26 protein-coding genes are annotated in these 23,602 nt (G+C 63.4%); 18 read left to right on the forward strand and 8 right to left on the reverse strand.

From position 1 onward, the window contains the following. The 9 genes from A5634_RS22285 to A5634_RS22325 all read left to right on the forward strand — a co-directional run. Nucleotides 1-833 (forward strand): CoA transferase (locus A5634_RS22285; RefSeq protein ID WP_065146203.1); only part of this gene is annotated, 833 nt, incomplete at its 5' end. Between the two features lie 298 nt (nt 834-1,131). Further along, nucleotides 1,132-1,938, forward strand: a complete 807-nt coding sequence (locus A5634_RS22290; protein ID WP_065146204.1) for an MlaE family ABC transporter permease — start codon at nt 1,132-1,134, stop codon at nt 1,936-1,938. Between the two features lie 45 nt (nt 1,939-1,983). Next, nucleotides 1,984-2,829: an ABC transporter permease gene (locus A5634_RS22295; protein WP_065146205.1), complete on the forward strand. Its 846-nt coding sequence runs from the start codon at nt 1,984-1,986 to the stop codon at nt 2,827-2,829. A 28-nt stretch (nt 2,830-2,857) separates the two neighbouring features. Next, nucleotides 2,858-4,117: an MCE family protein gene (locus A5634_RS22300; RefSeq protein ID WP_065146206.1), complete on the forward strand. Its 1,260-nt coding sequence runs from the start codon at nt 2,858-2,860 to the stop codon at nt 4,115-4,117. Further along, nucleotides 4,114-5,145: an MCE family protein gene (locus tag A5634_RS22305; protein ID WP_065146207.1), complete on the forward strand. Its 1,032-nt coding sequence runs from the start codon at nt 4,114-4,116 to the stop codon at nt 5,143-5,145. The genes A5634_RS22300 and A5634_RS22305 overlap by 4 nt, the downstream gene beginning before the upstream one ends. Next, the gene (locus A5634_RS22310) at nt 5,138-6,220 is read left to right on the forward strand and encodes an MCE family protein (RefSeq protein ID WP_065146208.1); all 1,083 of its coding nucleotides are present in this window, start codon (nt 5,138-5,140) and stop codon (nt 6,218-6,220) included. The genes A5634_RS22305 and A5634_RS22310 overlap by 8 nt, the downstream gene beginning before the upstream one ends. After that, nucleotides 6,217-7,638, forward strand: a complete 1,422-nt coding sequence (locus tag A5634_RS22315) for an MCE family protein (protein ID WP_065146209.1) — start codon at nt 6,217-6,219, stop codon at nt 7,636-7,638. Before A5634_RS22310 ends, A5634_RS22315 begins: the two co-directional genes overlap by 4 nt. Then, complete coding sequence (locus A5634_RS22320; protein ID WP_065146210.1) at nt 7,635-8,921, forward strand: MCE family protein; 1,287 nt, start codon at nt 7,635-7,637, stop codon at nt 8,919-8,921. The genes A5634_RS22315 and A5634_RS22320 overlap by 4 nt, the downstream gene beginning before the upstream one ends. After that, the gene (locus A5634_RS22325) at nt 8,922-10,559 is read left to right on the forward strand and encodes an MCE family protein (protein WP_065146211.1); all 1,638 of its coding nucleotides are present in this window, start codon (nt 8,922-8,924) and stop codon (nt 10,557-10,559) included. Nucleotides 10,560-10,579: 20 nt separating this feature from the next. On the opposite strand, the gene A5634_RS22330 is transcribed toward A5634_RS22325, so the two are convergent. The 3 genes from A5634_RS22330 to A5634_RS22340 form a co-directional block, all read right to left on the reverse strand. Next, complete coding sequence (locus A5634_RS22330) at nt 10,580-11,095, reverse strand: hypothetical protein (protein WP_065146212.1); 516 nt, start codon at nt 11,093-11,095, stop codon at nt 10,580-10,582. Nucleotides 11,096-11,177: 82 nt separating this feature from the next. Further along, the gene (locus A5634_RS22335) at nt 11,178-11,687 is read right to left on the reverse strand and encodes a twin-arginine translocation pathway signal (protein WP_065146245.1); all 510 of its coding nucleotides are present in this window, start codon (nt 11,685-11,687) and stop codon (nt 11,178-11,180) included. Between the two features lie 23 nt (nt 11,688-11,710). Further along, nucleotides 11,711-12,424: a hypothetical protein gene (locus A5634_RS22340; RefSeq protein WP_065146246.1), complete on the reverse strand. Its 714-nt coding sequence runs from the start codon at nt 12,422-12,424 to the stop codon at nt 11,711-11,713. Nucleotides 12,425-12,589: 165 nt separating this feature from the next. Between A5634_RS22340 and A5634_RS22345 the strand changes: the two genes are divergently transcribed. Beyond that, nucleotides 12,590-12,994, forward strand: coding sequence for a hypothetical protein (locus A5634_RS22345; protein WP_065146247.1), 405 nt, complete (start codon nt 12,590-12,592; stop codon nt 12,992-12,994). A gap of 1 nt (nt 12,995) precedes the next feature. On the opposite strand, the gene A5634_RS22350 is transcribed toward A5634_RS22345, so the two are convergent. Both A5634_RS22350 and A5634_RS22355 read right to left on the reverse strand, forming a co-directional pair. Next, nucleotides 12,996-13,280, reverse strand: coding sequence for a hypothetical protein (locus A5634_RS22350; RefSeq protein WP_065146213.1), 285 nt, complete (start codon nt 13,278-13,280; stop codon nt 12,996-12,998). Between the two features lie 69 nt (nt 13,281-13,349). Continuing rightward, nucleotides 13,350-13,940: a TetR/AcrR family transcriptional regulator gene (locus A5634_RS22355; protein ID WP_065146214.1), complete on the reverse strand. Its 591-nt coding sequence runs from the start codon at nt 13,938-13,940 to the stop codon at nt 13,350-13,352. A 99-nt stretch (nt 13,941-14,039) separates the two neighbouring features. Between A5634_RS22355 and A5634_RS22360 the strand changes: the two genes are divergently transcribed. The 4 genes from A5634_RS22360 to A5634_RS22375 are packed head-to-tail and all read left to right on the forward strand — an operon-like array spanning nt 14,040 to nt 16,521. Continuing rightward, nucleotides 14,040-14,831, forward strand: a complete 792-nt coding sequence (locus A5634_RS22360) for a hypothetical protein (RefSeq protein WP_437340006.1) — start codon at nt 14,040-14,042, stop codon at nt 14,829-14,831. 26 nt (nt 14,832-14,857) lie between these two features. Beyond that, nucleotides 14,858-15,655 (forward strand): hypothetical protein, encoded by a 798-nt coding sequence (locus tag A5634_RS22365; protein ID WP_065146248.1) that lies wholly within the window; start codon nt 14,858-14,860, stop codon nt 15,653-15,655. Next, nucleotides 15,652-16,236, forward strand: a complete 585-nt coding sequence (locus A5634_RS22370; protein ID WP_065146216.1) for a cytochrome c oxidase subunit 3 family protein — start codon at nt 15,652-15,654, stop codon at nt 16,234-16,236. Before A5634_RS22365 ends, A5634_RS22370 begins: the two co-directional genes overlap by 4 nt. 3 nt (nt 16,237-16,239) lie before the next feature. Beyond that, on the forward strand, nt 16,240-16,521 hold the full coding sequence (locus A5634_RS22375; RefSeq protein WP_065146217.1) for a cytochrome C oxidase subunit IV family protein: 282 nt from the start codon (nt 16,240-16,242) through the stop codon (nt 16,519-16,521). Between the two features lie 12 nt (nt 16,522-16,533). On the opposite strand, the gene A5634_RS22380 is transcribed toward A5634_RS22375, so the two are convergent. Continuing rightward, nucleotides 16,534-17,805 carry a cytochrome P450 gene (locus A5634_RS22380; protein ID WP_065146218.1) on the reverse strand — a complete coding sequence of 424 codons (1,272 nt, stop codon included), beginning with the start codon at nt 17,803-17,805 and terminating at the stop codon, nt 16,534-16,536. A gap of 205 nt (nt 17,806-18,010) precedes the next feature. Here A5634_RS22380 and A5634_RS22385 point away from each other — a divergent pair, with 205 nt between their 5' ends. Next, nucleotides 18,011-18,712 (forward strand): TetR/AcrR family transcriptional regulator, encoded by a 702-nt coding sequence (locus A5634_RS22385; protein WP_065146219.1) that lies wholly within the window; start codon nt 18,011-18,013, stop codon nt 18,710-18,712. Here A5634_RS22385 and A5634_RS27675 read toward each other — a convergent pair. Beyond that, complete coding sequence (locus A5634_RS27675; RefSeq protein WP_155769668.1) at nt 18,628-18,993, reverse strand: hypothetical protein; 366 nt, start codon at nt 18,991-18,993, stop codon at nt 18,628-18,630. The genes A5634_RS22385 and A5634_RS27675 overlap by 85 nt on opposite strands. A 62-nt stretch (nt 18,994-19,055) precedes the next feature. Beyond that, nucleotides 19,056-19,820, reverse strand: a complete 765-nt coding sequence (locus A5634_RS22390; RefSeq protein WP_065146249.1) for an enoyl-CoA hydratase/isomerase family protein — start codon at nt 19,818-19,820, stop codon at nt 19,056-19,058. A 99-nt stretch (nt 19,821-19,919) separates the two neighbouring features. On the opposite strand from A5634_RS22390, the gene A5634_RS22395 reads away from it, so the two are divergent. From A5634_RS22395 to A5634_RS22405, 3 genes are all read left to right on the forward strand, one after another. Beyond that, on the forward strand, nt 19,920-20,360 hold the full coding sequence (locus A5634_RS22395) for a lipoprotein LpqH (RefSeq protein ID WP_065146220.1): 441 nt from the start codon (nt 19,920-19,922) through the stop codon (nt 20,358-20,360). A gap of 125 nt (nt 20,361-20,485) precedes the next feature. Beyond that, nucleotides 20,486-21,676, forward strand: coding sequence for an amidohydrolase family protein (locus A5634_RS22400; RefSeq protein WP_065146221.1), 1,191 nt, complete (start codon nt 20,486-20,488; stop codon nt 21,674-21,676). Nucleotides 21,677-21,822: 146 nt separating this feature from the next. Next, nucleotides 21,823-23,226, forward strand: coding sequence for a FadD3 family acyl-CoA ligase (locus A5634_RS22405; protein ID WP_065146222.1), 1,404 nt, complete (start codon nt 21,823-21,825; stop codon nt 23,224-23,226). Nucleotides 23,227-23,602: the final 376 nt, after the last annotated feature.

Below are 23,602 nucleotides of genomic sequence, written 5' to 3' on the forward strand. Positions count from 1 at the left end.
CCCGCGGCAGCGCGCTGGGCCCGCGCGGTGCGGAATCAGTCAAGGGCGGCTACGACATGACCGCGTTCTGGTGCCGGGCCGGAACCGCGGCCACCATCACCCCGATGGGCTATGAGGGCATGATCAATCCGCCCGGTCCGGCCTACGGTGACACCATCTCGGGCACCAACCTCGCCGGCGGCATCGCCGCGGCGCTGCTCAAACGTGAGCGCACCGGTGAGCCGTCGATCGTCGACGTGTCATTGCTGGGCAGTGGACTGTGGTCACTGGGACACACGGTCGCGCTGACCAACCACCTCGGCCAGCTGATGCAGGCACCGCCACCCGGCATCCACGGGTCGCCGATCAACCCTCTGGTGGGTGTCTATCCGACCGCCGATGGACGCTACATCTCCTTGGTGATGATGCAGCCCGGCAAGTTCTGGGCCGACGTGTGCCGACACATCGACCGTCCAGAACTGATCGACGATCCGCGTTTCGCGGACGCCGAGACGATCGCGGCCAATACAGCAGATGCCGTTGAGATCTTGACCAAAGTGATCGCAACCCGCACGCTTGCCGAGTGGAGCGAACGCTTTGCGACGCTCGCGGGACCGTGGGCGCCGGTGCAGGACACCCTGCAAGCGGTCGACGACGCGCAGATCCGTGCGAATGAATACGTGGTGCGCGCAGGCGAACTCGACCTGGTGGCCAACCCGGTGCAGTTCGACGTCACCGCACCGCAGACCGGCCCGGCTCCCGGATTCGCCGAGCAAACCGACGAAATCCTATTGGAATTGGGACTCGACTGGGACCGCATCATCGAACTCAAGACCGCCGGCGCGGTTACCTAAGAGCTTCGAGGACTGCGAATGGCCGATAACGGTTGTGCGATTACCATTCTCACCGGGAGTGGTATGAGTCATAATCGCCAAACGCGTCCAGACGTGGGGGTCCGGGTGGCCGGCATGGCTGGGAGGCGGCAGCTCATGCGACCGAACGGAGTAGTCGGCGTGCGGATGGTAGCGCTTGCTGACGGTGTCATAACGCCGCGATGTTCGCGGACGGTGGCATCCGCGGACCGTAACGAGTTGACGCACACCGTAATTGGCGCAAGCGTCAAGTCCACGATCCGGAGAGGATCTCAGACACATGGGGAATAAGGGGGCGGAGCGCTGGACCCCGGGCATCGTATTGGGGCGAGGTTCCAAACCCATGGAAGCCGTTGGCGCGCTGTTTGCCATGTCCGCGGATGCCATCAAGTTTGCGTTCCGCCGGCCCGTCCAGTGGCGTGAGTTCCTGGAACAGTCCTGGTTCGTGGCACGGGTCGCCCTTGCGCCAACGTTGTTGGTGGCCATCCCGTTCACCGTGTTGGTCAGCTTTACCCTCAATATCCTGTTGCGGGAACTCGGTGCCGCCGACCTGTCGGGCGCAGGCGCCGCGTTCGGCGCGGTCACCCAGGTCGGTCCGCTGGTAACCGTGTTGATCGTGGCGGGAGCCGGTGCCACGGCAATGTGCGCTGACCTGGGTTCGCGAACCATCCGCGAAGAGATCGACGCGATGGAAGTGCTGGGCATCAACCCGATTCAGCGTTTGGTCACACCCCGCATGTTGGCTTCCGGACTGGTTGCATTGTTGCTGAACAGCCTGGTCGTCATCATCGGCATTCTGGGCGGCTATATCTTCTCGGTGTTCGTCCAGGACGTGAATCCCGGCGCGTTCGCCGCGGGCATCACCCTGTTGACCGGCGTGCCCGAGGTCATCATTTCTTGTGTCAAGGCAGCACTTTTCGGCCTGATCGCCGGACTGGTCGCGTGCTACCGGGGGCTGACGATAACCGGTGGCGGCGCGAAGGCCGTTGGCAACGCTGTCAACGAGACGGTCGTGTACGCGTTCATGTCGCTCTTCGTGGTCAACGTTGTTGTCACCGCTATCGGTATCCGAATGTCGGCCAAGTAGATGAGCCGGGGGCAGACGATCCTGAAGGAGGTGTAAGCACTCATTGTGGCGCTGCGAGCCGTCTATCCGCGTCTGACGCGACAACTGCAGAGGCCGGTCGGAAGCCTGGGCCGAATCGGCGATCACACGCTGTTTTACGGCAAGGCGATCGGCGGCATTCCGTTCGCGGTCACCCGCTACGGCCGCGAGATCGTTCGTCTCATCGCCGAAATCAGCATGGGTGCTGGCACTTTGGCGATGATCGGCGGCACACTCGTGATCGTCGGCTTCTTGACCCTGGCCGCGGGCGGCACCCTGGCGGTGCAGGGATACAGCTCGCTGGGCAATATCGGTATCGAGGCGCTCACCGGGTTTCTCGCGGCCTTCATCAACGTTCGCATCGCGGCGCCGATCGTCGCGGGAATCGGATTGGCGGCCACGTTCGGTGCCGGGGTGACTGCGCAACTGGGCGCCATGCGGATCAACGAAGAAATCGATGCGCTGGAATCCATGGCTATTCGGCCGGTTTCGTATCTGGTCAGCACCCGGATCGTGGCCGGCATGCTGGCCATAACTCCGCTCTACAGCATTGCCGTTACCCTTTCGTTTTTGGCCAGCCAATTCACCACGGTGGTCCTGTTCGGGCAGTCGGGCGGTTTGTACCAGCACTACTTCACGACATTCCTCAACCCGATCGACTTGCTGTGGTCGTTCTTGCAGGCCGTGTTGATGGCGATCACCATCTTGTTGATCCACACCTATTACGGCTTCTTCGCTTCGGGTGGTCCGGCCGGTGTCGGCGTCGCCACGGGCAACGCGGTGCGAACCTCGCTGATCGTGGTCGTCTCGGTGACATTGCTAATCTCCTTGGCCATCTACGGTTCCAACGGCAACTTCAATCTGTCCGGGTGATGACGATGGGGGAGGTGAAAAGAGTCCAGTGACATCACATGTGCCGGCGGGCCGCCATGGCCCCAGCAGCAGGGGCCGGTCGCACAGCTCCGGCCGACCGAAGCCGCGCAGTTACGCACGCCCACTGATGGGCCTGGCCACGATCGTCGTCGTCCTGGCGATTGTCGCCGTCGCCGTCGGACTGTTCCGCGGTGATTTCACCGAAAGCGTGCCCGTCACCGTCGTGTCCGACCGCGCCGGGCTGGTGATGAACCCGGAAGCCAAAGTGAAGATGCGCGGCGTCGTGGTGGGCAAGGTCGATTCGATCGAAGAGCGCCCCAACGGTCAGGCCGTTCTGCACCTCGCCATGCAACCGTCGGCAATGCATCTCATTCCACGCAACGTACTGGTGGATATTGCCTCGACAACGGTTTTCGGCGCGAAGTTCGTCCAGTTCGTTCCCCCCGAACAACCGTCGCGCGAGACCCTGCAGCCCCACCAGGTGCTGGACGGCAAGGGCGTCACGGTGGAGATCAACACCGTTTTCCAACAGCTCACCAGCGTGTTGTCCAGCATCGATCCCGCCAAACTCAACGAAACTCTCGGTGCCATAGCGGCGGCGTTCAATGGCCGCGGCCAAAAGATCGGCCAGGCCCTGTCGGATCTGAATGCGTTTCTGGCCAAACAAGATCCGGCCCTGCCCGCGCTGAATCACGACCTGACGGTGCTGCCCGCGGTCAGCAATGCCTACGCCGACGCGGCGCCGGACCTCATCCGATCGGCGGAGAATGCGACCCGGATCAGCAAGTCGATTGTCGAAGAGCAACAGAACCTGGACGCGTTTCTGATCAGTTCGATCGGCTTGGCCGACATCGGCAACGAGGTCATCGGCGGCAACCGGCAGGGGCTGACCGACTCCCTGCATCTGCTGTTGCCGACCACTAACCTGACCAACGAGTACCACGAAGCACTGTGGTGTGGTCTGTCCGGTTCGCTGGTGAACCTGCACGCCCCGAACCTGCCCGAACCGATGATCAAGGTGCTGGTCTTCCTCGGCTTCGGTGCCGAACGCTATCGCTACCCCAGCAATCTGCCCAAGGTTGCCGCAACTGGCGGTCCGCAGTGTCAGACTCTTCCCGTCGTACCCTTTGACGTTGCACCGCCGTTCATTGTCGCCGACGTCGGTGCCAACCCGCAGGAGTATGGGAACCCGCAATTGCTGCTGAACTCGGACGGGCTCAAACAACTGCTGTACGGACCCATCGACGGGCCGCCGCGTAACTCGTTCCAGGTAGGACAACCCGGATGAGCGGCTCACGCGGAATGCTCATCAAATTCGGCGCTTTCGCGCTGGTGATGGTGCTGCTGACGATTTCGCTGTTCTTCATCTTCGGTCAGTACCAAACCGGTTCGAAGACAGAGTATTCGGCGGTTTTCACCGATGTGTCGCGGCTCAAACAGGGACAGACGGTGCGGGTGGCCGGGGTCCGAGTCGGCACGGTCAACAGTGTCGAGTTGCGGGCGGACAAGAAAGTTCTGGTGAAGTTCGACGCCGACCGCGATGTGGTGCTCACCAATGGAACCCGGGCCGTCATTCGTTATCTGAACCTGGTCGGGGACCGCTACCTCGAACTACTCGATGGTCCCGGGTCCACCCAGCAGCTGAAGGAAGGTGCGGAGATCCCGATCGATCGCACCGCCCCGGCGCTGGATCTCGATCTGTTGTTGGGTGGACTGAGGCCAGTTACCAAGGGGCTCAAGGCAGAAGACGTCAACGCGTTAAGCGCATCGCTCATCGAGGTATTCCAAGGCGAGGGCGCCACCCTGCAGTCGCTGTTGTCCAGGACGTCGTCGTTTTCAAACACGTTGGCCGACAACGGTGAAACGGTGCAGGCGCTGATCGACAATCTCAACACCGTGGTGAACACCGTCAACACGGAAGGCACCAAGTTTTCCGGCGCAATCGACCGGCTCGAGCGCCTGATCAGTGGGCTGAGCTCCGATCGCGACACCATCGGCGCCGCGATCACCGCCCTGGACAACGGAACCGCGTCGATCGCGGATCTGCTCACCCGCGCGCGCCCGCCATTGGCCGGCACGGTGGATCAATTGAATCGGCTGGCCCCGCTGCTGGACAACGACAAGAACCTCATCGACGTGTCGCTGAAGAAGTTGCCCAACAACTATCGCAAGCTGACCAGACTCGGTGCCTACGGCGCGTGGTTCCCCTACTACCTCTGCGGCCTGGCGTTGCGCGTGTCGGATCTGCAGTACCGAACGGTGGAAGTGGGTGTGACCCACCAGGTCACCGGGAGGTGCGCGGAACCCGATGCTTAAATACCGCGGAACACACCTCATTCGCGCCGGATTCATCGGCGCGGTGCTGATCGTGCTTGTGATTGCCGTCGGGTTGTCCCCCGACGCGCTACTGCAGCGGGCCACCTCGGTTCAATACCAAGCGGTGTTCGCCGACGCCGGAGGACTGGTGTCCGGCAATGACGTGACCGTCTCCGGGATCAAAGTCGGCAGTGTCTCCGGAATGACTTTGCACAACGGCGACGTCCTGGTCACCTTCACCGTCAAAGGCGCGGTGCAACTCGGCTCCGACAGCACCGCTCACATCAGAACGGGCTCGCTGTTGGGCCAGCGGGTGCTCACCGTGGAATCAACCGGCAGCGGCACCATGCGACCGATGTCGGTCATCCCACTGTCTCGCACCTCGTCTCCGTATTCGCTGTCCGAGGCCGTCGGAGACTTGGCGACCGACATCGCCGGGACCAACACCGACACCCTCAACCAGTCCCTCGACACCCTGTCCACGACGCTGAATCAGATTGCGCCGCAATTGGGTCCGACGTTCGACGGGGTCACCCGGCTTTCCTCGACACTCAACGATCGCAACCAGACGCTTAGTCAGTTGCTCAAGGGCGCTGCCGACGTCACCCACATCCTTTCCGAACGCAGTCAGCAAGTGAACACCTTGATCCTCAACTCCGATCTTCTGCTTTCCACCCTGGTGGAGCGCCGGCAGGCGATCGTGCGGCTACTGGCCAGCACCTCGGCGGTGGCCAAACAGCTGACCGGACTGGTGCACGACAACGAAGCGGAGTTGGCGCCGACGCTGGCCAAGCTGAACTCCGTGACGGCGATGCTGCAAAGCAACCGAGACAACCTCGCCCAGGCGATACCCGGGCTGGCGAAGTTCGAATTGACCCAGGGCGAGACGGTCTCGAGCGGGTTCTACTACAACCCGTTCATCCCGAACTTGTTCACCCTGCAGTTCTTCCAGTGGTTGTTCGACTACGCCTTCGGCTTCCGTGCCTACGGCGCCCCGGGGCAGCCGCCGGACAACGCCGGACCGCGATCGCTGCTGCCGTTCCCGTTCAACCAGAACCCCGGAGGGTCGCGATGATGCGGCGCAAGGTTCTGCAGATCGGGCTGGCGATCCTGTTGGTCGGCCTCGTAGTAGTCGGCGCGGGAGTCGCGATTCGCAACACTTTCTTCCGGCCCACCACGATCACCGCCTACTTCCACACCGCTACCGCGATCTATCCCGGTGACGATGTGCGGGTCTCGGGTCTCAAGGTCGGCACCATCGAATCGATCGAGCCCGCCGGCACCCAGGCGCGGATCGTGATGCACGTCGACCATGGCGTGTCGATTCCGGCGGACGCCAAGGCCGTGATCGTTGCCCAGAACCTGGTGGCCGCGCGCTACGTCCAGCTCACCCCCGCTTACCGGTCGGCGGGCCCCACCATGGCCGACGGCGCCGTGATACCGGTCAAGCGAACGGCGACGCCGGTCGAGTGGGACGAGATCAAAGACCAATTGATGCGGTTGGCAACGGATTTCGGTCCTAACAGCAGGGTCTCGACGCCTTCGGTGTCCCGGTTCATCGACGCCGCGGCCAACGCGCTGGGTGGCAACGGCGACAAGTTGCGCCAGACTTTGGCTCAGTTGTCAGAGCTGGGACGGATTTTCGCCAACGGCAGCGGCAACGTCGTCGACATCATCAAGAATCTGCAGACATTCGTTGGCGCGTTGCGGGACAGCAACGTTCAGCTGGTGCAGTTCAACGATCGGCTGGCCACCCTCACCAGCGTGCTCGATGACAACAAGACGAATCTCGATGCCGCCCTAACGGATCTCTCGGTGGCAGTCGGGGAGGTGCAGCGGTTCATCGCAGGCACGCGTGAGCAGACGGCCGAGCAGATCACCCGGTTGGCCGATCTCACCCAGATTCTCGTCGACAACAAGATGGCACTGCAGAACGTGTTGCACGTGGCGCCGAATGCATTGGCCAACGCCTACAACGACTACGACCCGGATGTCGGCAACGTCCGCGGTGGGGTGGGTGTGCAGAACCTGAGCAACCCGACGTGGGCGTTCTGCTCGCAGATCGGCGCGCTGGAGAACGTCACCTCGGTCGAGACCGGCAAGTTGTGCGGGCTGTATCTGAGCCCGGCACTTAAGGTGTTCAACCCGTTGACCTTCTTCAATTTCAACTATCTTCCGATTCCGGTAAACCCCATCCTGGCACCGGCATTCGACCCGAAGAACGTCGTCTATACCGAGCCACGCCTGGCGCCCGGCGGGGAAGGCCCCAAACCGGTAGCGCCCGAACTGCCGCCCGCCGTGTCGGCCTACACCGGATTGCCAGGTGACTATCCAGAGGCACCGCCGCCGCCCGGCCCGCCCGCACGCATACCGGGAGCGGCGATGCCCGAACCGCCGCCGCCAAGTGTGCCGCCAGCTGCTCCGCCGGATCCGATGCCGGCACCGGCGAGCGTGCCGGAATTGCTTCTGCCCGCGGAAAGGCCGCAGCCATGACCGCCCGAGTTGTGTTGCGACGCATCGCAATGGTGCTCGGCGTACTGGGCTGTGTGATGCTCACGGCGACCGGGTGCGCGTTCAGCGGCTTGAACTCGCTGCCGCTGCCTGGAGCGGTGGGACGCGGTCCAGACTCCAACGTCTACCATGTGGAAATCGCGAACGTCGGTACCCTGGAAGCGAATTCGCCGGTAATGATCAACGATGTCATCGTCGGCAGCATCCGGAAGATGACGGTTAAGGGCTGGCACGCCAATGTCGAAATCTCGGTGCAGTCCGGCACCAAGATTCCGGCCAACGCGGTGGCCAGCGTAGGGCAGACCAGCCTGCTGGGATCGATGCATCTGCAATTGAATACGCCGTTGGGTCAGCAGCCGAGCGCAGCCAAGCTGCAACCGGGTGCGACGATCCCGCTGAACCGGTCCTCGACCTACCCGTCGACAGAGCAGACGCTGTCCTCACTGTCGGTCGTTCTCAACGCCGGAGGATTGGGACAGATCGGCGACATCATCAACAACTTCAACGCCGCCCTGTCCGGGCGCGCGAGCGATGTTCGCGAGCTGCTGAACCGACTCGACAGGTTCGTCGGGACCTTCGATCAGCAGCGCGACAACCTCGTCTCATCGATCCAGGCACTGAACCGCCTTTCCGGGACACTCGCCGGACAGCGTGACGTCATCACCCAAGCGCTGAACAAGATCCCGCCGGCGCTGGACGTGCTCAACCGGGAACGGCCCCGACTCACAAGTGCGCTAAATAAACTCGGAACGTTCGGCAACACGGCCACCAGGCTCGTCAACGAAGCCGGATCCGATTTGGTCAACAACTTGAAAAACCTCGAACCGACTATCAAGGCGCTCGCCGACGTCGGGCCCGATCTGGACGCAGCAATCTCCTACGCCCCGACTTTTCCGTTCACCCAAGGATTTATCGACCGCTACATACGAGGCGACTATGTCAACGGGTATTTCGTCATCGACCTGACGAACGCCGGTCTGCGTAAGAGCATCCTGCGCGGCACCCACTGGGAACGGATAGGCGCAGAAGGTGTTCCGGTGCCCGGTGATCCGGAGTACCTGCAGTTCCGGTATGGCGCGTTGCCCGGTGCGCCCGGGTCCTTCGCACTGCCCGGGCCCCCGCCGGCGGCCGCACCGGCGCCCGGCCCGCCCGCTGCCGCACCGGCGCCCGGTCCGCCGTCCGCTGCCGCGCCGCCGCCGGATCAAGATGCGCCACTGCCTGGTGGGCTGCCACCTGCGGTCGCGCCAGCGGAGGGGAGTGGCTAAATGCTGACCCGCTTTATCCGCATCCAATTGGCGGTTTTCGCGATCGTCGGGATCGTCGGCCTGTTCGTGATGGTCGTGTTCTACATCCAGGCCCCGACGTTGCTCGGCATCGGCAAGATGACCGTCACACTGGAACTGCCCGAGTCCGGCAACCTCTACCGGTTCAGCAACGTGACCTACCGCGGAGTGCAGATCGGCAAGGTGACCTCGGTTGAGCTCACCGCCCACGGCGCGAAAGCCACTATGAGGCTTGATAATTCGCCGAAGATCCCGGCCGACCTCGAGGCAGAGGTCCGCAGCATTTCCGCGGTTGGTGAGCAGTACGTCGACCTGCTGCCGCGAACTGACTCGCCCCCCTACCTGCGTGACGGCTCGGTGATCACCGCGAAAAACACCAAGGTGCCACAGCCGATCGGGCCGGTGCTGGATCAGACCAGCGCGCTACTCAACAGCATCCCGCAGGGCAAGCTCACCCAGTTGCTCGACGAGTCGTTCAAGGCATTCAACGGAGCCAGTTACGATTTCGGCTCGCTGTTCGACTCTTCGGCGCGAATCTCCGGGGACCTCAACGGCGTCGCCGACCAGGCCCGCAGCTTGACCGAGGACACCGGGCGGCTGCTGGACAGCCAAGCTCAGACCACCGACGACATCCGGCGCTGGGCCCGCAGCCTTGCCGGGGTCACCGGGCAGTTGGCGACCAACGATCCGCAGATACGTACCGTCCTGCAACGCGGACCCGAGGCTTTCAACGAGGCGTCCCGACTGCTCGATCAGATCAAACCGACACTGCCGGTGCTGCTGGCGAACCTCACCACGATCGGCCAGATCGGGGTGACTTACCATGCTTCGCTCGAACAAGTGTTGGTGCTGTTGCCGCCGTTCACCGCCGCTATCCAGTCATTCCTGGGCTCCAAGAGCCCGTCCGGATTGGCCACGGGCGCTTTCAATCTCATCATCAGTGACCCGCCGGCCTGTACCGTCGGCTTCCTGCCGCCGAGTCAGTGGCGGTCGCCGTCGGACACCTCAGTTATCGACACGCCAGACGGGCTGTACTGCAAACTGCCGCAGGATTCCCCGATCGGGGTGCGGGGCGCCCGTAACTACCCCTGCATGGGACATCCCGGCAAGCGCGCGCCGACCGTCGAAATCTGCGACAGCGACAAGCCTTTCATTCCGCTGGCCATGAGACAGCACGCGTTCGGTACCTATCCGCTGGACCCGAACCTGCTCGCGCAGGGCATCCCTCCCGACGACCGGGTCAACTGGAACCGGGAGAGGATCTTCGGCCCGGTGGAGGGCACCCCGCTGCCTCCCGGAGTGGTGCCACCGCCCGCCGGAGCGCCGGTAGCACCCGGAGTCACCCCACAGGCGCCGATGGGAGAGGTGGCTTCGATAGCGCCACTTGATATGGCACCGGGCGCAGCCCCCGCCCCCGCCCCCGCACCCGCTTCGGGCGGGCCGTCAGCCGCGCCGAGTGCGTTCGGCGGCAACGGATTACCATCGGGTCCTTCACTGGCCTTCGCGCAGTACAGCACCGAGACCGGCAGTTACATGACCCCCGACGGCCAGGTTTTCCGCCAGACGGATCTCATCCCCGCGAAGGCACCGAAAACCTGGAAGGACATGTTCGCCACCTGATCGGCGACAAACGGGCCGGTTCAGCTGATCCGGTCCAGCCGGAACGGTTGCTCGATATATAGCGGGGCGTTGGTGCCACACGCGCCACTAGGGCCGGTGGTGTGTTCCCGTCCAGCGAAAACCGGTGAGCCAAGGACATTGTCGCCGGTTTCGGGATTCGCCGGATAGAAGTAGAAAACCTCGTGGCCGACGAATGAGGTGCCGTCCGCACACACCTCCCAGTTCGGGATCTCGCGCTTGACATACCAATTGAGTCCGTCGTGCATCACCATTGGTGCACTCCAGCCCTGATCGCTGACCACCTTGCCGCTGCAGTCCTGGGCGGTCGCGCACGAGGAGGTGATAGTCCAGGTGCTCCGCACTACGTCTTCGTCGTGATACACGGTCCGGGTCCTGGCCCAGTCGCCAACCATCGTGGCGGTGAATGTTCCGTTCACCGAGGGGTCGTAGGCCCGCGCCGCGGGCGCCATCCCCACCGCACCGACCAGGCCGACGGCTGCCGCCGCCGCGCATACCGCGGCGCTTATCGAACGCATCACTTGCTACTCCTCGACGCGCTGCATACCGGCATTCTCCGGTAAGGCCCAAAATTCGCTTCGAGAGAAACGCGAGGTGCGTTCACGCACTATCGAATTTCTCAATAAGCCACGAACCGTTGACCTTTTTCAACGTAACCCGAAGGCTGTTCGATGTCACTACTGGCTCCGGCTTTTCCTTACTCGCAGTTTTCTGCTTCACAAAGACAAGCACGACAGCCGAATTCGGATGCAGTTCGGAGACGGCCGCTCGGACCACGGTGGCGGTGGTGGTGACCTGTGCACGCTGCGTCGATGGGCCGACAATTTGGTCGGCGAATTGCTGGTAATAGGGCAGATAATTCTCGGTGACGCGGGATTTGGCGTTAGCCAGATCCCGGCTCAGCGTGGCGGGAGAGTAGGACAGTAGCGCAACGGCGCCATCGCTGGCGGCACTGATGACCTGACGAGTCACCGCGCGGTCGGTCTCCATATCGGTGCGGTAGACAAGCTGGAAGTAACCGGCAGCGAAGGCCGTCGTGCCGACCACCAGAACCGTCAGCAGAATTGGGCGCCACCGCGCCAGCCAACGACGGGGCAGGCTCCGCTTCACCCGCGTTCCGCTGCTCGAGACCGTCACGGCACAAACTCGATCTTGGAAACCTTGAGCGCGCCGGCATCTCGCTCCACGTCGACCACCAGGCGCCACGTCCGGATTTCCGGCTTGTCCTTATCGGGTTTGGTCAGCTCGGATTTGGCCGCGACCAGCACCACGGCCGAGTCCTTGGTCATGGACTGCACGGCCACGGCCTGCACACTGACCTTGGTGACCACCTTGGATTCCTGGAGCGCCCGGACCATGTCCTCGGCACCCATCAAAATACCGGCCTTGAACTGCCCGGTGGTCGAGTCGGCGAAGCGCTGCATGTCGTCTCTGGCCTTGTTCGGGTCGATCGACATCATCGTCACCACGGCGTTGCGCGCGGTGGCGGCGAACTGCTCGGAGCGCTGATCGTGCTGCACGACGCGGTGGTGATGCCAGAGCAGGAAACCGCTGCCCGCCAGCGCCGCGCAGGCGACGAGGATTGCGGCGGCAACCGCGGCGGCTTTTCGACCGGGTCGGTGCGGTCGCCAGCGCCGCGCCGGTACCGACTGATCTTCGTCTTTGTGTTCGTGTTCGTCTTCGTCTGGGTCGGTTCCATCGTCCGCGGCCGCGTCGGCTTGTTCCCGCAGCAGCGTAGCCCGGGTGCGGGCGGCCTCGGCGCGCGCTTCCACCGCGGCCAAGTCGTCCTCAGATTCCTCGACTGGCTCGGTGTCGAGCGCTTTGGCTGACGGCTTGCGCGGCGGCATGAACACCTCCTCACCCCGCAACTACGAGTCAGTCACATTATCACCGACAGGAGTCGGTGCCATGGCCGGCGGGGACTGCGGGATGGCTTCTCCGAAAGGGAGAATTTTCTTACCGGCTGCGCCCAAGGTAATGAATTTTTTGTGCTGCTGTGGCAAATTAAGCTAGTGCGATTCATTGTGGCTGCGGTCGCCGTGTTGCTGGCCCTTGGCGGGCTGGCGACACCACAGGCGGCCGCCGACCCAGTCGGCTGCGACTACCCCGATTGCACGCCGGGGATCGCCGGGCACCAGGTGCTTGGCGCACCATGCGACAACACCACCTATTACGTGTTCGGCACCGCCGACTACTACGTGTCTTTCGCTACGGAACCGGGGCGATTGATGTTCTGCGGATCGCCGAGAAGGTATGAGCCCCGATGGTTCCGGTCCCCGCCGATGGTCGGTGTCAAAGTCGAGAATTCCTCGTGCGTGGAGTACCCGGAGTATTACGTGGCGCAGGCGCCGGATGGACTCTTCCTCGTCTGCAATCCCCATGACGGCAAGAAAGTCTGGGAGCGCGGGGACACCTGAGCTAGGGCCGGTTGTTCGGAATATTGGGCTGATCCTGGAAGGGTCCGGGTCCGAAGTAGTCGCGGTCATGGATTGTGCCGTCCATGTCGCGATGATGCGCGTCGTGGCAGGTGGTCGGATCCCATTGCGGGCCCCACGCCGCCGCATCGAAGGGCTGGCCCGGGCACCAGTGGTATCCCACCCATGGCCACGGCGGGTCATCGGCCGAAGCGGCGGCCGCGCTGGCCAGTCCAAAACCGGTGGTAACCAAAGCCGCTGCGATAGCCAGCCGCCTGACACAGTCCATAAGAGCACGGTAACCGCTATGCCCCGTTGTGAAAACGGAACGGACAGAATGCGATAGATCCACCGTTGCTCAACCCGAGTCGAACAGCCGCATGGTGATCCGCAGCAACTGCGCGCGCAGCCTCTCGTCATCGACATCGGCCACCAGTGGATGCATCACACCGACCGCGATCGCGCCCGAGAGCATGGCCGCTGATACTCGCGCGTCTTCGCTGGCGTCTTCGCCCAGTGTGGGGACCAGCACGCCGTAGAGCCGGGCGATGAATTGTTGAAATTGTTCGTGCTCGGCCAGCAGTCGCACCACCACCGGGTCGAACTGCAGTGTGCTTGCGGCGCCCCGTCTTTCGATGGCCAGATCGATGACCCTGTTCAGCAACACCTCGCGGGCTTTGGTGCCGTGTTCGTGCGCCTCAGCGGCCTCCAGCGCCTCTTCGAGCCCGCCCAGTTCGCGTTCGGTGAGCGCGATGACGATCTGCTCTTTGGTCTTGAACTGGTGGTAGACGGCCGCTTTCGTGACGCCGATCGCGTCGGCGATCATCTGCAACGAGGTGCCCCCGACGCCGTGTTCGGCAATCAATTTCAGGGCGGCGTCGAGTATCCGGACCTGCGCGGCGGTGCGAGGGATGAAGCGGAACTGGCTCCGGGACTGCGTCTCGACCACACCTGCAGCCTAGCCGATCGGCTATTGACCTCCAATAGCCGATCGGCTAGTTTCGCTGACGAGCCTGCCGCGCGATGTCGTACGGGGAAGGAGTCGGCGATGCCGGACCCACAAACAAGGACGGGCACAGACCAAGCTGAGCCGCCGTCGCGAGTTGGGTTGCGGCGTAGCGACGGTGAGCTGATCCTGCTCTGGACATTGCCGGTGACGGTGATCGTCTGGATCGCGGCATTCTTTCTGTTCCCGGGCTTCAATCCGCCGATGTCACCCAGTCTGTCGGCGGAGCAGGTCGCCGCGTTTTACCGCGACCCGGCGCACCTCCCCCAGATCCGCTACAGCATGATCGTCTTCAACTGGTTCGGCGTGTGCCTGGTCCCGATTCTGTGCCTGATCGTGATGCAGATCCGCCGGATGGCACACCGCACGCCAATCTTCTCCTACGCGATGCTGGGTTGCGTCGCAGGCGGTCCCAGCTTGTTTCTCGTCGCGAACGTCTGTTGGCTGTTGGCTGCCTTCCGCCCGGAACGCAGCCCTGAACTGACGCAGTTGCTCAACGACTTCGCCTGGATCACCTTCACCATGTTGGTTCCTTTTCTGATCGCCCAGAGCGTGATCCTGGCCGTGGCAATCTATTTCGATGATCAGCCTCGGCCGGTATTCAGCCGGTGGGTGGCCCACTTCAACTTCGTCATTGCCGCCGCGCTCGCACCGGCAGCATTCGTCGGACTGTCACTGTCCGGCCCGCTGGCCTGGGACGGGGTGTTGTCGTTCTGGGTGAAGAACGTCGCGATCGGGGTCTGGGTCGTCGTGATGGGCATCGTCCTGGCCCAGGCGGTGTACCGCGAACGAGCCGAGACCCAAAGGCACGGAGAAGAATTGGACGTCGCGTGAGCACCACGGCGGTACCGGCGGAGCTCGTGGCGGGGCAGCCCGCAGGTCCTCCTTCGGGCTGGTGGCATCAGCGGATCGCCTGGCATTTGCGGCACAACCCAAAGCGCGAACTGTGGCTGGCATGGTGGACGCTCGTTGTCTTCTACAACCTCTTCTTTCCGATGATCTTCGTCTTGGCGCGCGTCCAGCCGCCGCCGCAACCCACCGCGGATCTGGCGACGCAGGTGGGTTGGTTCCACGAGCGCCACCTCGGAATACCCGTGGGCCTCGGCGTCATTTTCGCCATCACCGGCATGACCGCCGTCAACAACGCCCTCATCGCGTATTCGATGCGGCGCATGTCGATCAGCCGCGCGTTCGGGTACTCCTACCTGATCATCTACTCGCTCAGTGCACTTCCCGGCTTGCTACTGCTCTGTATCGCACTGATCGTCGCAACGCTGCGGCCGCAGCGCGATCCCAAGGTGATCGGCTGGCTTTACGACTTCGCCTTCCTGTCCTTCGACGGAACCATGGGAGTTTTCCTGATCGGTTCGCTGATCTGGATGGTCGCGATTCTGATCGACAAAAACCGGGTGTTTCCAAAGTGGTTCGGCTATCTCAACCTCTGCAACGCACTCACAGAAGTCGTCGTGGCGCCGTGCTGGCTTTTCGGGCGCGGTGTGTTGGCCTGGAACGGTCAGATCGCCTGGTGGCTGGACATGGTGGTCTTTGGCATCTATCAAGTCACGTTCGTCGTCATGCTCTTCCGGATGATCCGGCGCGAAGACTTCGGCGACGGGCCGCTGCCGGACCTGCCCGCAAAGCGGGTGAGCGCGTCATGACCGCCACGACGGACCGTCACCAGCGCACGTTCGTGCCGGGCCAGCCCGACATGTGGGCGTTCGTTTTGTTCGAGAGCCTGGTCTTCACAGGGTATTTCGGCTTCTACCTCTTCTACCGAACCCGAAGTCCCGAGTTATTCCTGCATTCCCAGGCGCATTTGGACCTACGCGTCGGTGTCTTCAACACCCTTATCCTGCTGCTCAGCTCCTGGTCGGTGGCGCGCTGCGTGCAGTCTGCGCGTTCGGGCGCTCACCGGGCCGCGCTGCGGGACGTCTTCGTCACCGCCGCGCTCGCCGCAATCTTCCTGTTTTTCAAGGTGTTTGAGTGGGCCCGGCTGGTACACGCGGGAAACGGCCCAACCAGCAACGACTTCTTCACGTATTACTTCTTTCTCACCGGCATTCATTTTGTGCATCTGCTGATCGGGTTCGTCGTCCTGGGCATCATCGTCTACCGGCTTCGCGGGGCAAGGCGCGGAACCCAGGAATCCCAGGTGCTGGTCGAAACCTGCGCGACATATTGGCACACAGTCGATTTCCTCTGGGTGCTCATCTTCGCGCTGTTATACGTGGTGAGGTGATAGGTGAACTTCAACAAGAGACTGCTGGTGGTGTGGGCGGTACTGGCTGCGCTCACCTTGGCCTATCTGTGGATAGACCACTCGGCCGATGGGTCGTTCCGGTTCAACGTGGTGGTTACCTCGAGCGTCATCGTGATCGCACTCATCAAGGTGCGCATCATCTTTCGTGAGTTCATGGAGGTCAGGGAAGCCCCGGTGGTACTGCGCCGGCTGACCGACGCGTGGGTGCTGCTGATCGGGGCCGGAATGTTCGGCAGCTACTTCGTGGGGCTGGCGATTCACTGACCCCCGGGGCGCCTACTGGGGTGTGAACGTCAGGTGCAGGTTGTTCAGCCCCCGCAGAATGTAGGTGGGCTCGTAGGTGAACCGGCGATCGTTCGGCGAACCGTGCTGGGCCTCGTCGAGTTGGATGTCGGCCATCCGGTCCAGGATGCGTTCGATGGAGACGCGGCCCTCCACCCGCGCGAGCGGCCCGCCCGGGCAGGAGTGCACGCCGCGGGCGAACGCCATGTGCTCGCGCACGTTCTTGCGATCAAGACGGAACTCGTGCGGGTTCTCAAACCGGCGGGGATCGCGGTTGGCCGCGCCCGGCAACACCATCACCACGGTGCCGGCCGGAATATCGACGCCGCCCACTTGGGTGGCTCGGCGCGCCAGCCGCGAATCGCTCTTGACCGGACTGTCCATCCGCAGCGACTCCTCGATGAAGCCCGGGATCAGGCTGCGGTCGTCACGGAGCTGCTGCTGGATCTCGGGCCGGTCGCCGATCACTTGCAGTGCGGCACTGAGCAATTTGGCCGTGGTCTCCTGTCCGGCTGCGAACAGGAACGTCGCCGAACGAACCACGTCGATCACCTCGGGCGTCGACCCGTCCGGGTACTTCGCGGTTGCCAGCGCGGTCAGCACGTCGTCGCGCGGCTCCGCGCGTCGGTCCTCGATGTAGAAGGAGAACTTCTCATCGAGCCACTCCAACGGATTGACTCCCACCGACTCGTGGTCCAGTGCCCCGACCCGCCCCGGCCGATCGGCGCCCAAGACGACACGGAACTCTTTGTGGTCTTCCTCTGGGACGCCGAGCAGATCGGCAATTACCAACGTGGCAAACGGCTTTGAGTATTCACTGATGAATTCGCACTTTCCGTTGACGAGGAACTCGTCCAGCTGCCGGTCGGCAAGGCGCCACATGAACTCCTCGTTCTGCTTGAGCCGGCTCGGTGTCAACAGCCTGCTCAAGATCGACCGCGCCCGACTGTGATCGGGCGGGTCCATGGTGACCATGTGCTCATACATCGGGAACTTCTCCCGATGCTCATCGATCTGTGCGTTGATGTCGTCGCCCTCGGGTTCGAACGGCAGCGGCGGAAAGGGACCGCCCAGCGCAACGCAGTTGGAGAACGAATCGGTGTCCTTGTAGACCGCGGTGGCCTCCTCGTATCCGGTGACGGCTATGACCCCGTAGTGGGGTAGCCGCAGCACCGGGTTCTGACTGCGCAGGTAGTCGAAATACGGATGCGGGTCGGGGACCAGTGCGGGGTCGGTGAAGAAGTCGATGGTGTCGAAATTGCTCATAGCGTGCGTCCTCCCGAAGCCGGCCCCAAGTGCGGGTTGCCAAATGCTGAGTCGGCGACGAGAGCTGGCGCCGCCAGAATTAATCTGCTGAGCACTTGCTTAGCATGGCAGTATTGTCGTGGTCAAGGTCACACGCAGGGCCGCAAGGTCTCGGGTGGCTACGATCGGCGTGACCGCGAGGCGAGCGCGGAGTACGGGGGACGGCATGACATCGGCCCGCAGGATTGGGGCGCCGGACGCGAAGAATCGCGGCTTGCTGCTCGATGCTGCCGAGAAGTTGATGCTCGAGGAGGGCTATGCCGCGGTGACCTCGCGACGCCTCGCGAACAAAGCCGGGCTCAAGCCGCAACTCGTGCATTACTACTTCCGCACCATGGAAGAGCTGTTCCTGGCCGTGTTTCGCCGCCGCGCCGAGGAAGGGCTGCAGGCGCAGGCCCGGATTTTGCAATCGCCGCAGCCGCTGTGGGCGTTGTGGCGGTTCGGCACCGATCCGGGCTTCACCCGGATATCGATGGAATTCATGGCGTTGGCGAACCACCGCAAAGAAATGCGAGCCGAAATCGCTTACTACGCCGAACGTTTCCGCGAGGAACAATGCCAAGCCGTCTCGGCGGCGTTGCAGCGCTATTCGGTAGCCGGTGAGGATGTGCCGCCGCTGGTATGGACCGTGCTCATGACGAGTTTGTCGCGGTTTCTGGTACTCGAACGGGCCCTGGGCATGTCGGGAGGACATGCCGAGACCATGGAGTTCGTCGAAGAGCATCTGCGCCGGCTGGAAGGCGAGCCCCAACCGATGACGGACATGCCGTCGGCCTGGGTGGTTCACCAGGTGCGCAGCGAGCAAAGCGCGCCCCGATCTCCGTCCTTGGACACGACAACCGCGCCGTCAACCGACACCGTGCAGTGAAATCCCGGTGAACCTGGTTGCCGCTGGGTGCTGACGCTGACCATCGCCCAGTGGGCCGGATCCGCCAGCATCACCAGTTGGGACCACGGCCTTCCCGGCGCGATATCGGCCTGGATATTCGGTGTGAACGTGTACGGGTTGTGGCTGTAGTCGGCAAACACCGCTGGGTCTTGGTCCTGGTAGTAGATGTCGGCGTAGACCGGGTTCTTCGCCGTGATGGTGTAGACCACCTGATGCATCGGCGGGTCGTCGGCCTGTGCGCGACCAGGGTTCAGCAGCAGGGCCAGCGGGAGCGTGAGGGCCGCCCCGGCACGCACGCCCAGTTGCTTTGTTGCGGCGGTCGTCATATCGCTCCTCCGGCTGCTGGGCGCGGATTGGCTGTGCGGTTCATGACCCGTTCTGCCGCTTGCCAGTGCGCGTCGCCAACCCACAGCCGTGCAAACGATGCTATCGCCTCATCAGCAGAAACGCCCCCGATTACTCGCTTTATCTCGGCCGCTGGACGTCGGGCCAGCGAATTGGCGACCGAGCGCCAGCCCTTGTCGGCCGACTCGAAAGATGCACGCGGTAACACCAAGTCCACCAAGCCAATTCGTTCGGCCTCGGCGGCCTCGAGTGCGGTTCCCGTGCCCGCCAACAGCAGTGCGCGGCTCTTACCGACCAGCGCTGCCAGCCGTTCGGCGCCGCCCCAGGCCGGCATGATCTCCAGCTGTACTTGATTGAAGGCGATCTTGATGTCATCGGCGGCCACCCGGATATCGGCGGCGACAGCAACTTCGGCGCCACCTCCGAACGCGTGGCCGTTCATCGCCGCGATCACCGGAGCCGGGAACGCTGCCAGCCGGTCGCACACCGACCGCATCCGTCGTGCCATCGCCGCGGCGTCCTGCTCGGTGCGCAATGCGCTCAGCTCTTTGAGATCTCCGCCCGAGACGAAGGCCCGGTCGCCGGCACCCTTGATAACCAGCGCTTGCGCGCCGGCGGCCGCATCGATTGCCTCGTCCAGCTGGCCCATGGTCTCTAACGAAATGGCGTTGCGCGCGTGCGGGCGGTCGATGGTCAGGACCGCGACCCCGGTGCCGAACTCGTCGAACTCCAGGTCGACCATGGTCATTTTCTCCTCGGACGAGAACAGCGATATTGGCATTCTCGCTGACGGAGAATAGCATCATCGGTGCAGGTCGCAGAAGTTGTGTAGGAGGTGCCAGTGCGGAACCGAATGTCGGCTGCGACGGCGGCGGTGATGGCGGCAGCGTTCGCAGCGGTCGCGCTCGGCGGTTGCAGTGCGCCCTCACAGGGGCAACTCGCCAGTACCGCGACGGCGACCGTCAACGGAACCGAGGTGCGCCCCGGTGTCGTCCGGTGCTACCAGCAGGAGTGGTATCGAACGATCGCACTCGGCAACGACGAGTCCGGTGCGACCGTCGTCATCGACCAGCGCAAGCATCCGGCCACGACGGTCTCCGTGCGCTTCCACAACTTCGGCGGTTTCACCGGTACGACGACGGCTGCGCCCGGCGGGGGCGGCGCGGCCGAGACCCGTTTCGATGGCAGCAATTTCTTGATTTCGGGCACGGTCAACGGAGCGACGACCGCCAAGCCGACGGAAGCGGTGGCCGCGGACTTCAAGATCAAGGCGACCTGCTGAACCGGCGAGCAGACGCACAAGTACCTCTTTTCGGATCCGAACGGGTGCCTTTGCGTCTGCTCGGCGGGCGTTGCTAACGTTCGGGTAAGAGAATATGATTCTCACTAATTGCGAAGGAGGATTTCATGGGGCAGTTGTCGCATCGGGAGGACGTGCCGTTTCCGATCTTTGACGCGGATAACCACCTCTACGAGCCGCCGGAGGCGCTCACCCAGTTCCTACCCAAGGAGTACAAGAACCACGTCCAGTACGTACAGATCAACGGGCGCACCAAGATCGCCATCCGGGGTCAGATCAGCAACTACATTCCCAACCCCACCTTCGAGGTAGTCGCACGGCCGGGCGCCTGGGAGGAGTACTTCAAGTACGGCAACCCGGACGGCAAGAGCAAGCGCGAGCTGTTCGGTGAGCCGATGCGCGCGATCCCGGCCTTCTTCGAGCCCGGACCGCGGCTGGAAAAGATGAACGAGCTGGGTCTGGACCGCACCCTGATGTTCCCGACCCTGGCCAGCCTGCTCGAGGAACGGCTGCGTGACGACCCGGTCGCCATCCACGTCCTGATCCATGCGCTCAACGAGTGGCTCCATGAGGTGTGGGGCTTCAACTACGAGAACCGCATCTTCACCACGCCGGTCATCACCCTGCCGATCGTCGAGAAGGCGATCGAGGAGCTGGAGTGGGCGGTCAAACGTGGTGCCCGCTGCATCCTGGTCCGCCCGGCTCCGGTCCCCGGATTCCGCGGCCCGCGGTCGTTCGCGGTGCCGGAGTTCGACCCGTTCTGGGAGCGGGTCGTCGAGTACGACCTGCTGGTCGGCATGCACTCCAGTGACAGCGGCTACTCCCGGTACACCTCGGAGTGGGATGGCGCCGAACAGGAGATGCTGCCGTTCCAGACCAATGCGATGGGCATCCTCAACGAGTGGCGGCCGATCCAGGACGCGGTGGGCTCTTGGGTCATCCACGGCGCGCTGTACCGCCACCCGAAGCTGAAGGTCGCGATCGTCGAGGCCGGTTCGAAGTGGATGACTCCGTTGCCGGACGGCCTGGCCGAGGTATTCCGAAAGGCCCCGGAAGCTTTCCCGAGCGACCCGGTCGAGATGGTCAAGAACCGCATCCACGTCAGCCCGTTCTTCGAGGACGGCATCGACGACCTGATCAACCTCGTGGGTGTGGACCAGGTGTTGTACGGATCGGACTGGCCGCATCCAGAAGGGTTGGCGGAGCCGACTTTCTACGTCAACGCGCTATCGCACCTGTCGGTCGACGACCAGGCAAAGATCATGGGCGGCAACCTCGGCCGCCTCGTCACGGTGTAGAGCCCGGTGACGATGCAGACCGGGCAGCGGTCTGAGGAGGAGGCGGGCAATCGGATCTGGCCCGGTGACGATGCAGACCGCGCAGCGGTCTGAGGAGGAGGCGGGCAATTAGGCCTGACCCCCTCCCGTGGCAAACCATCCCCGAGATGGTCTTGAGCGCGGCGGACCGCTTCGGCGATGCGGAAGCGGTCGTGGACGGTCCGCTGCGCTACACCTTCAACCAGGTTGTCGATCGAATCCGTTGTGCGGCAGGCGCTTACGCTGGCCTTGGGATCGGCAAGGGCGATCGGGTGGCCATCTGGGCGCCCAACTGCGCCGAGTGGATTGTCGCGGCCTTCGGATTGCTCACGGCGGGCGGCGTTTTGGTGCCGGTCAACACCCGCTTCAAACCCGCCGAGGTCGAAGACATCATCGTCCGCAGCGGGGTGAAGGCTGTCCTGGTCCAGTCGGGGTTCCTGGATCAGGAGTACTCGTCACCCGCCGGGATCCCGCTGATCGACCTCAAATCCGATTTCCTTTCCAGCGGTTCGCCATTCGAATGCCCGGTGAGTGGCGACGACATCTCCGACATCATCTTCACCTCGGGCACCACGGGACGCCCGAAGGGCGCGATGATGAACCATCGTCAAACGCTGCGCATGTATGAGGAGTGGGCAACGCTGGCGGACCTGCGCAACGGCGACCGCTACTTGCAGATCAACCCCTATTTCCACACATTCGGGTTCAAGGCCGGGCTCGTCACGTCCTTCTTGAGGGGCGCGACCATGTTGCCGGCGGCGGTCTTCAATGTGGATACGGTGGTGGATCTTATTGCGCGCGAACGTGTCACGATGCTGCCCGGCCCGCCAACGCTTTATCACTCGCTGCTGTCGATCCACGACAAGGGCAAGCTGGCGACGCTGCGGGCAGCGGTGACCGGCGCCGCGGACATTCCGGTCGAACTGGTCCGGCGCATTCATGACGAGCTGCCGTTTCAAACGCTGATGACCGGTTACGGTCTCACCGAAGCGGGCAACGTGACGTTGTCAAGGCCGGGTGACTCCTTCGAGGACGTGGCCACAACAGCCGGGCTGCCGTGTGCAGATGTTGAGGTGCGGGTCGCTGATGACGGTGAGGTGCTGGTCCGCGGTTACGGGGTCATGCAGGGCTATCTGGACGATCCGGCCGCGACAGCGGAAGCGATCGACGTCGACGGTTGGCTGCACACCGGAGATCTGGGACGTTTGGACGACTCGGGGCGGCTGCGCATCGTCGGCCGCAAGAAGGACATGTTCATCGTCGGTGGCTTCAACGCCTACCCGGCCGAGATCGAGGGCTTCCTGCTGAAGCACCCGGCGGTCGCTCAGGTAGCTGTGATCGGGGTGCCCGACGATCGGCTCGGGCAGGTCGGCAAGGCTTTTGTCGTCAAGAATGGCGCTGTCGGCGGTGATGAATTGATCGCCTGGTGCCGCGATCAGATGGCCGGATTCAAGGTGCCGCGATCGGTGGAGTTCCTCGAGGCCTTGCCGCTGAACGCGACCGGGAAGGTGGTCAAAGACCTGCTTCGCTAGGCCCGGCGCGCCCCGGATATGCCCGAAACGAGAATGTTATTTCCACTGCGTGTGCGCGGTGTCTGGCCGTTGTTTGCAGCAAGCCGGGGGTCCGATGCGGCAAAGAGTGATAATGTGCCTCTCGGAGGGTTCTCCCGAAGGGAACGGTGCTGCGCGTCCGATATGGTCGCGCGCTCTCGCCGCTGCCGAGTAGGGTGGCCCACGGCGACGCCCGGCGCATCCCGCGCGGCATCGGAATAAGTGGATAGGTTCGTTCCGATACCGTCGGCGGCACAGAGGGTTGTGTCAGCGACGGGTAAGCGGCAGAGGAGTTTGGAGATTGAGCAACGAGCAGCCTCGTTCTCGAACCGGTGAGCGGAGACTGGGGTCCGCCACG

The organism is Mycobacterium asiaticum, from assembly GCF_001673365.1.
GTDB lineage: Bacteria > Actinomycetota > Actinomycetes > Mycobacteriales > Mycobacteriaceae > Mycobacterium > Mycobacterium asiaticum_A.

Excerpts from the sequence above, each read along its gene's own strand:
- A5634_RS22290 (WP_065146204.1), top strand. The coding sequence starts at position 1,132 with ATGGGGAATAAGGGGGCGGAGCGCTGGACCCCGGGCATCGTATTGGGG.
- A5634_RS22305 (WP_065146207.1), top strand. The coding sequence starts at position 4,114 with ATGAGCGGCTCACGCGGAATGCTCATCAAATTCGGCGCTTTCGCGCTG.
- A5634_RS22310 (WP_065146208.1), top strand. The coding sequence starts at position 5,138 with ATGCTTAAATACCGCGGAACACACCTCATTCGCGCCGGATTCATCGGC.
- A5634_RS22315 (WP_065146209.1), top strand. The coding sequence starts at position 6,217 with ATGATGCGGCGCAAGGTTCTGCAGATCGGGCTGGCGATCCTGTTGGTC.
- A5634_RS22320 (WP_065146210.1), top strand. The coding sequence starts at position 7,635 with ATGACCGCCCGAGTTGTGTTGCGACGCATCGCAATGGTGCTCGGCGTA.
- A5634_RS22325 (WP_065146211.1), top strand. The coding sequence starts at position 8,922 with ATGCTGACCCGCTTTATCCGCATCCAATTGGCGGTTTTCGCGATCGTC.
- A5634_RS22330 (WP_065146212.1), bottom strand. The coding sequence starts at position 11,095 with ATGCGTTCGATAAGCGCCGCGGTATGCGCGGCGGCGGCAGCCGTCGGC.
- A5634_RS22340 (WP_065146246.1), bottom strand. The coding sequence starts at position 12,424 with ATGCCGCCGCGCAAGCCGTCAGCCAAAGCGCTCGACACCGAGCCAGTC.
- A5634_RS22350 (WP_065146213.1), bottom strand. The coding sequence starts at position 13,280 with ATGGACTGTGTCAGGCGGCTGGCTATCGCAGCGGCTTTGGTTACCACC.
- A5634_RS22360 (WP_437340006.1), top strand. The coding sequence starts at position 14,040 with ATGCCGGACCCACAAACAAGGACGGGCACAGACCAAGCTGAGCCGCCG.
- A5634_RS22370 (WP_065146216.1), top strand. The coding sequence starts at position 15,652 with ATGACCGCCACGACGGACCGTCACCAGCGCACGTTCGTGCCGGGCCAG.
- A5634_RS22380 (WP_065146218.1), bottom strand. The coding sequence starts at position 17,805 with ATGAGCAATTTCGACACCATCGACTTCTTCACCGACCCCGCACTGGTC.
- A5634_RS22385 (WP_065146219.1), top strand. The coding sequence starts at position 18,011 with ATGACATCGGCCCGCAGGATTGGGGCGCCGGACGCGAAGAATCGCGGC.
- A5634_RS22390 (WP_065146249.1), bottom strand. The coding sequence starts at position 19,820 with ATGGTCGACCTGGAGTTCGACGAGTTCGGCACCGGGGTCGCGGTCCTG.
- A5634_RS22400 (WP_065146221.1), top strand. The coding sequence starts at position 20,486 with ATGGGGCAGTTGTCGCATCGGGAGGACGTGCCGTTTCCGATCTTTGAC.
- A5634_RS22405 (WP_065146222.1), top strand. The coding sequence starts at position 21,823 with ATGGTCTTGAGCGCGGCGGACCGCTTCGGCGATGCGGAAGCGGTCGTG.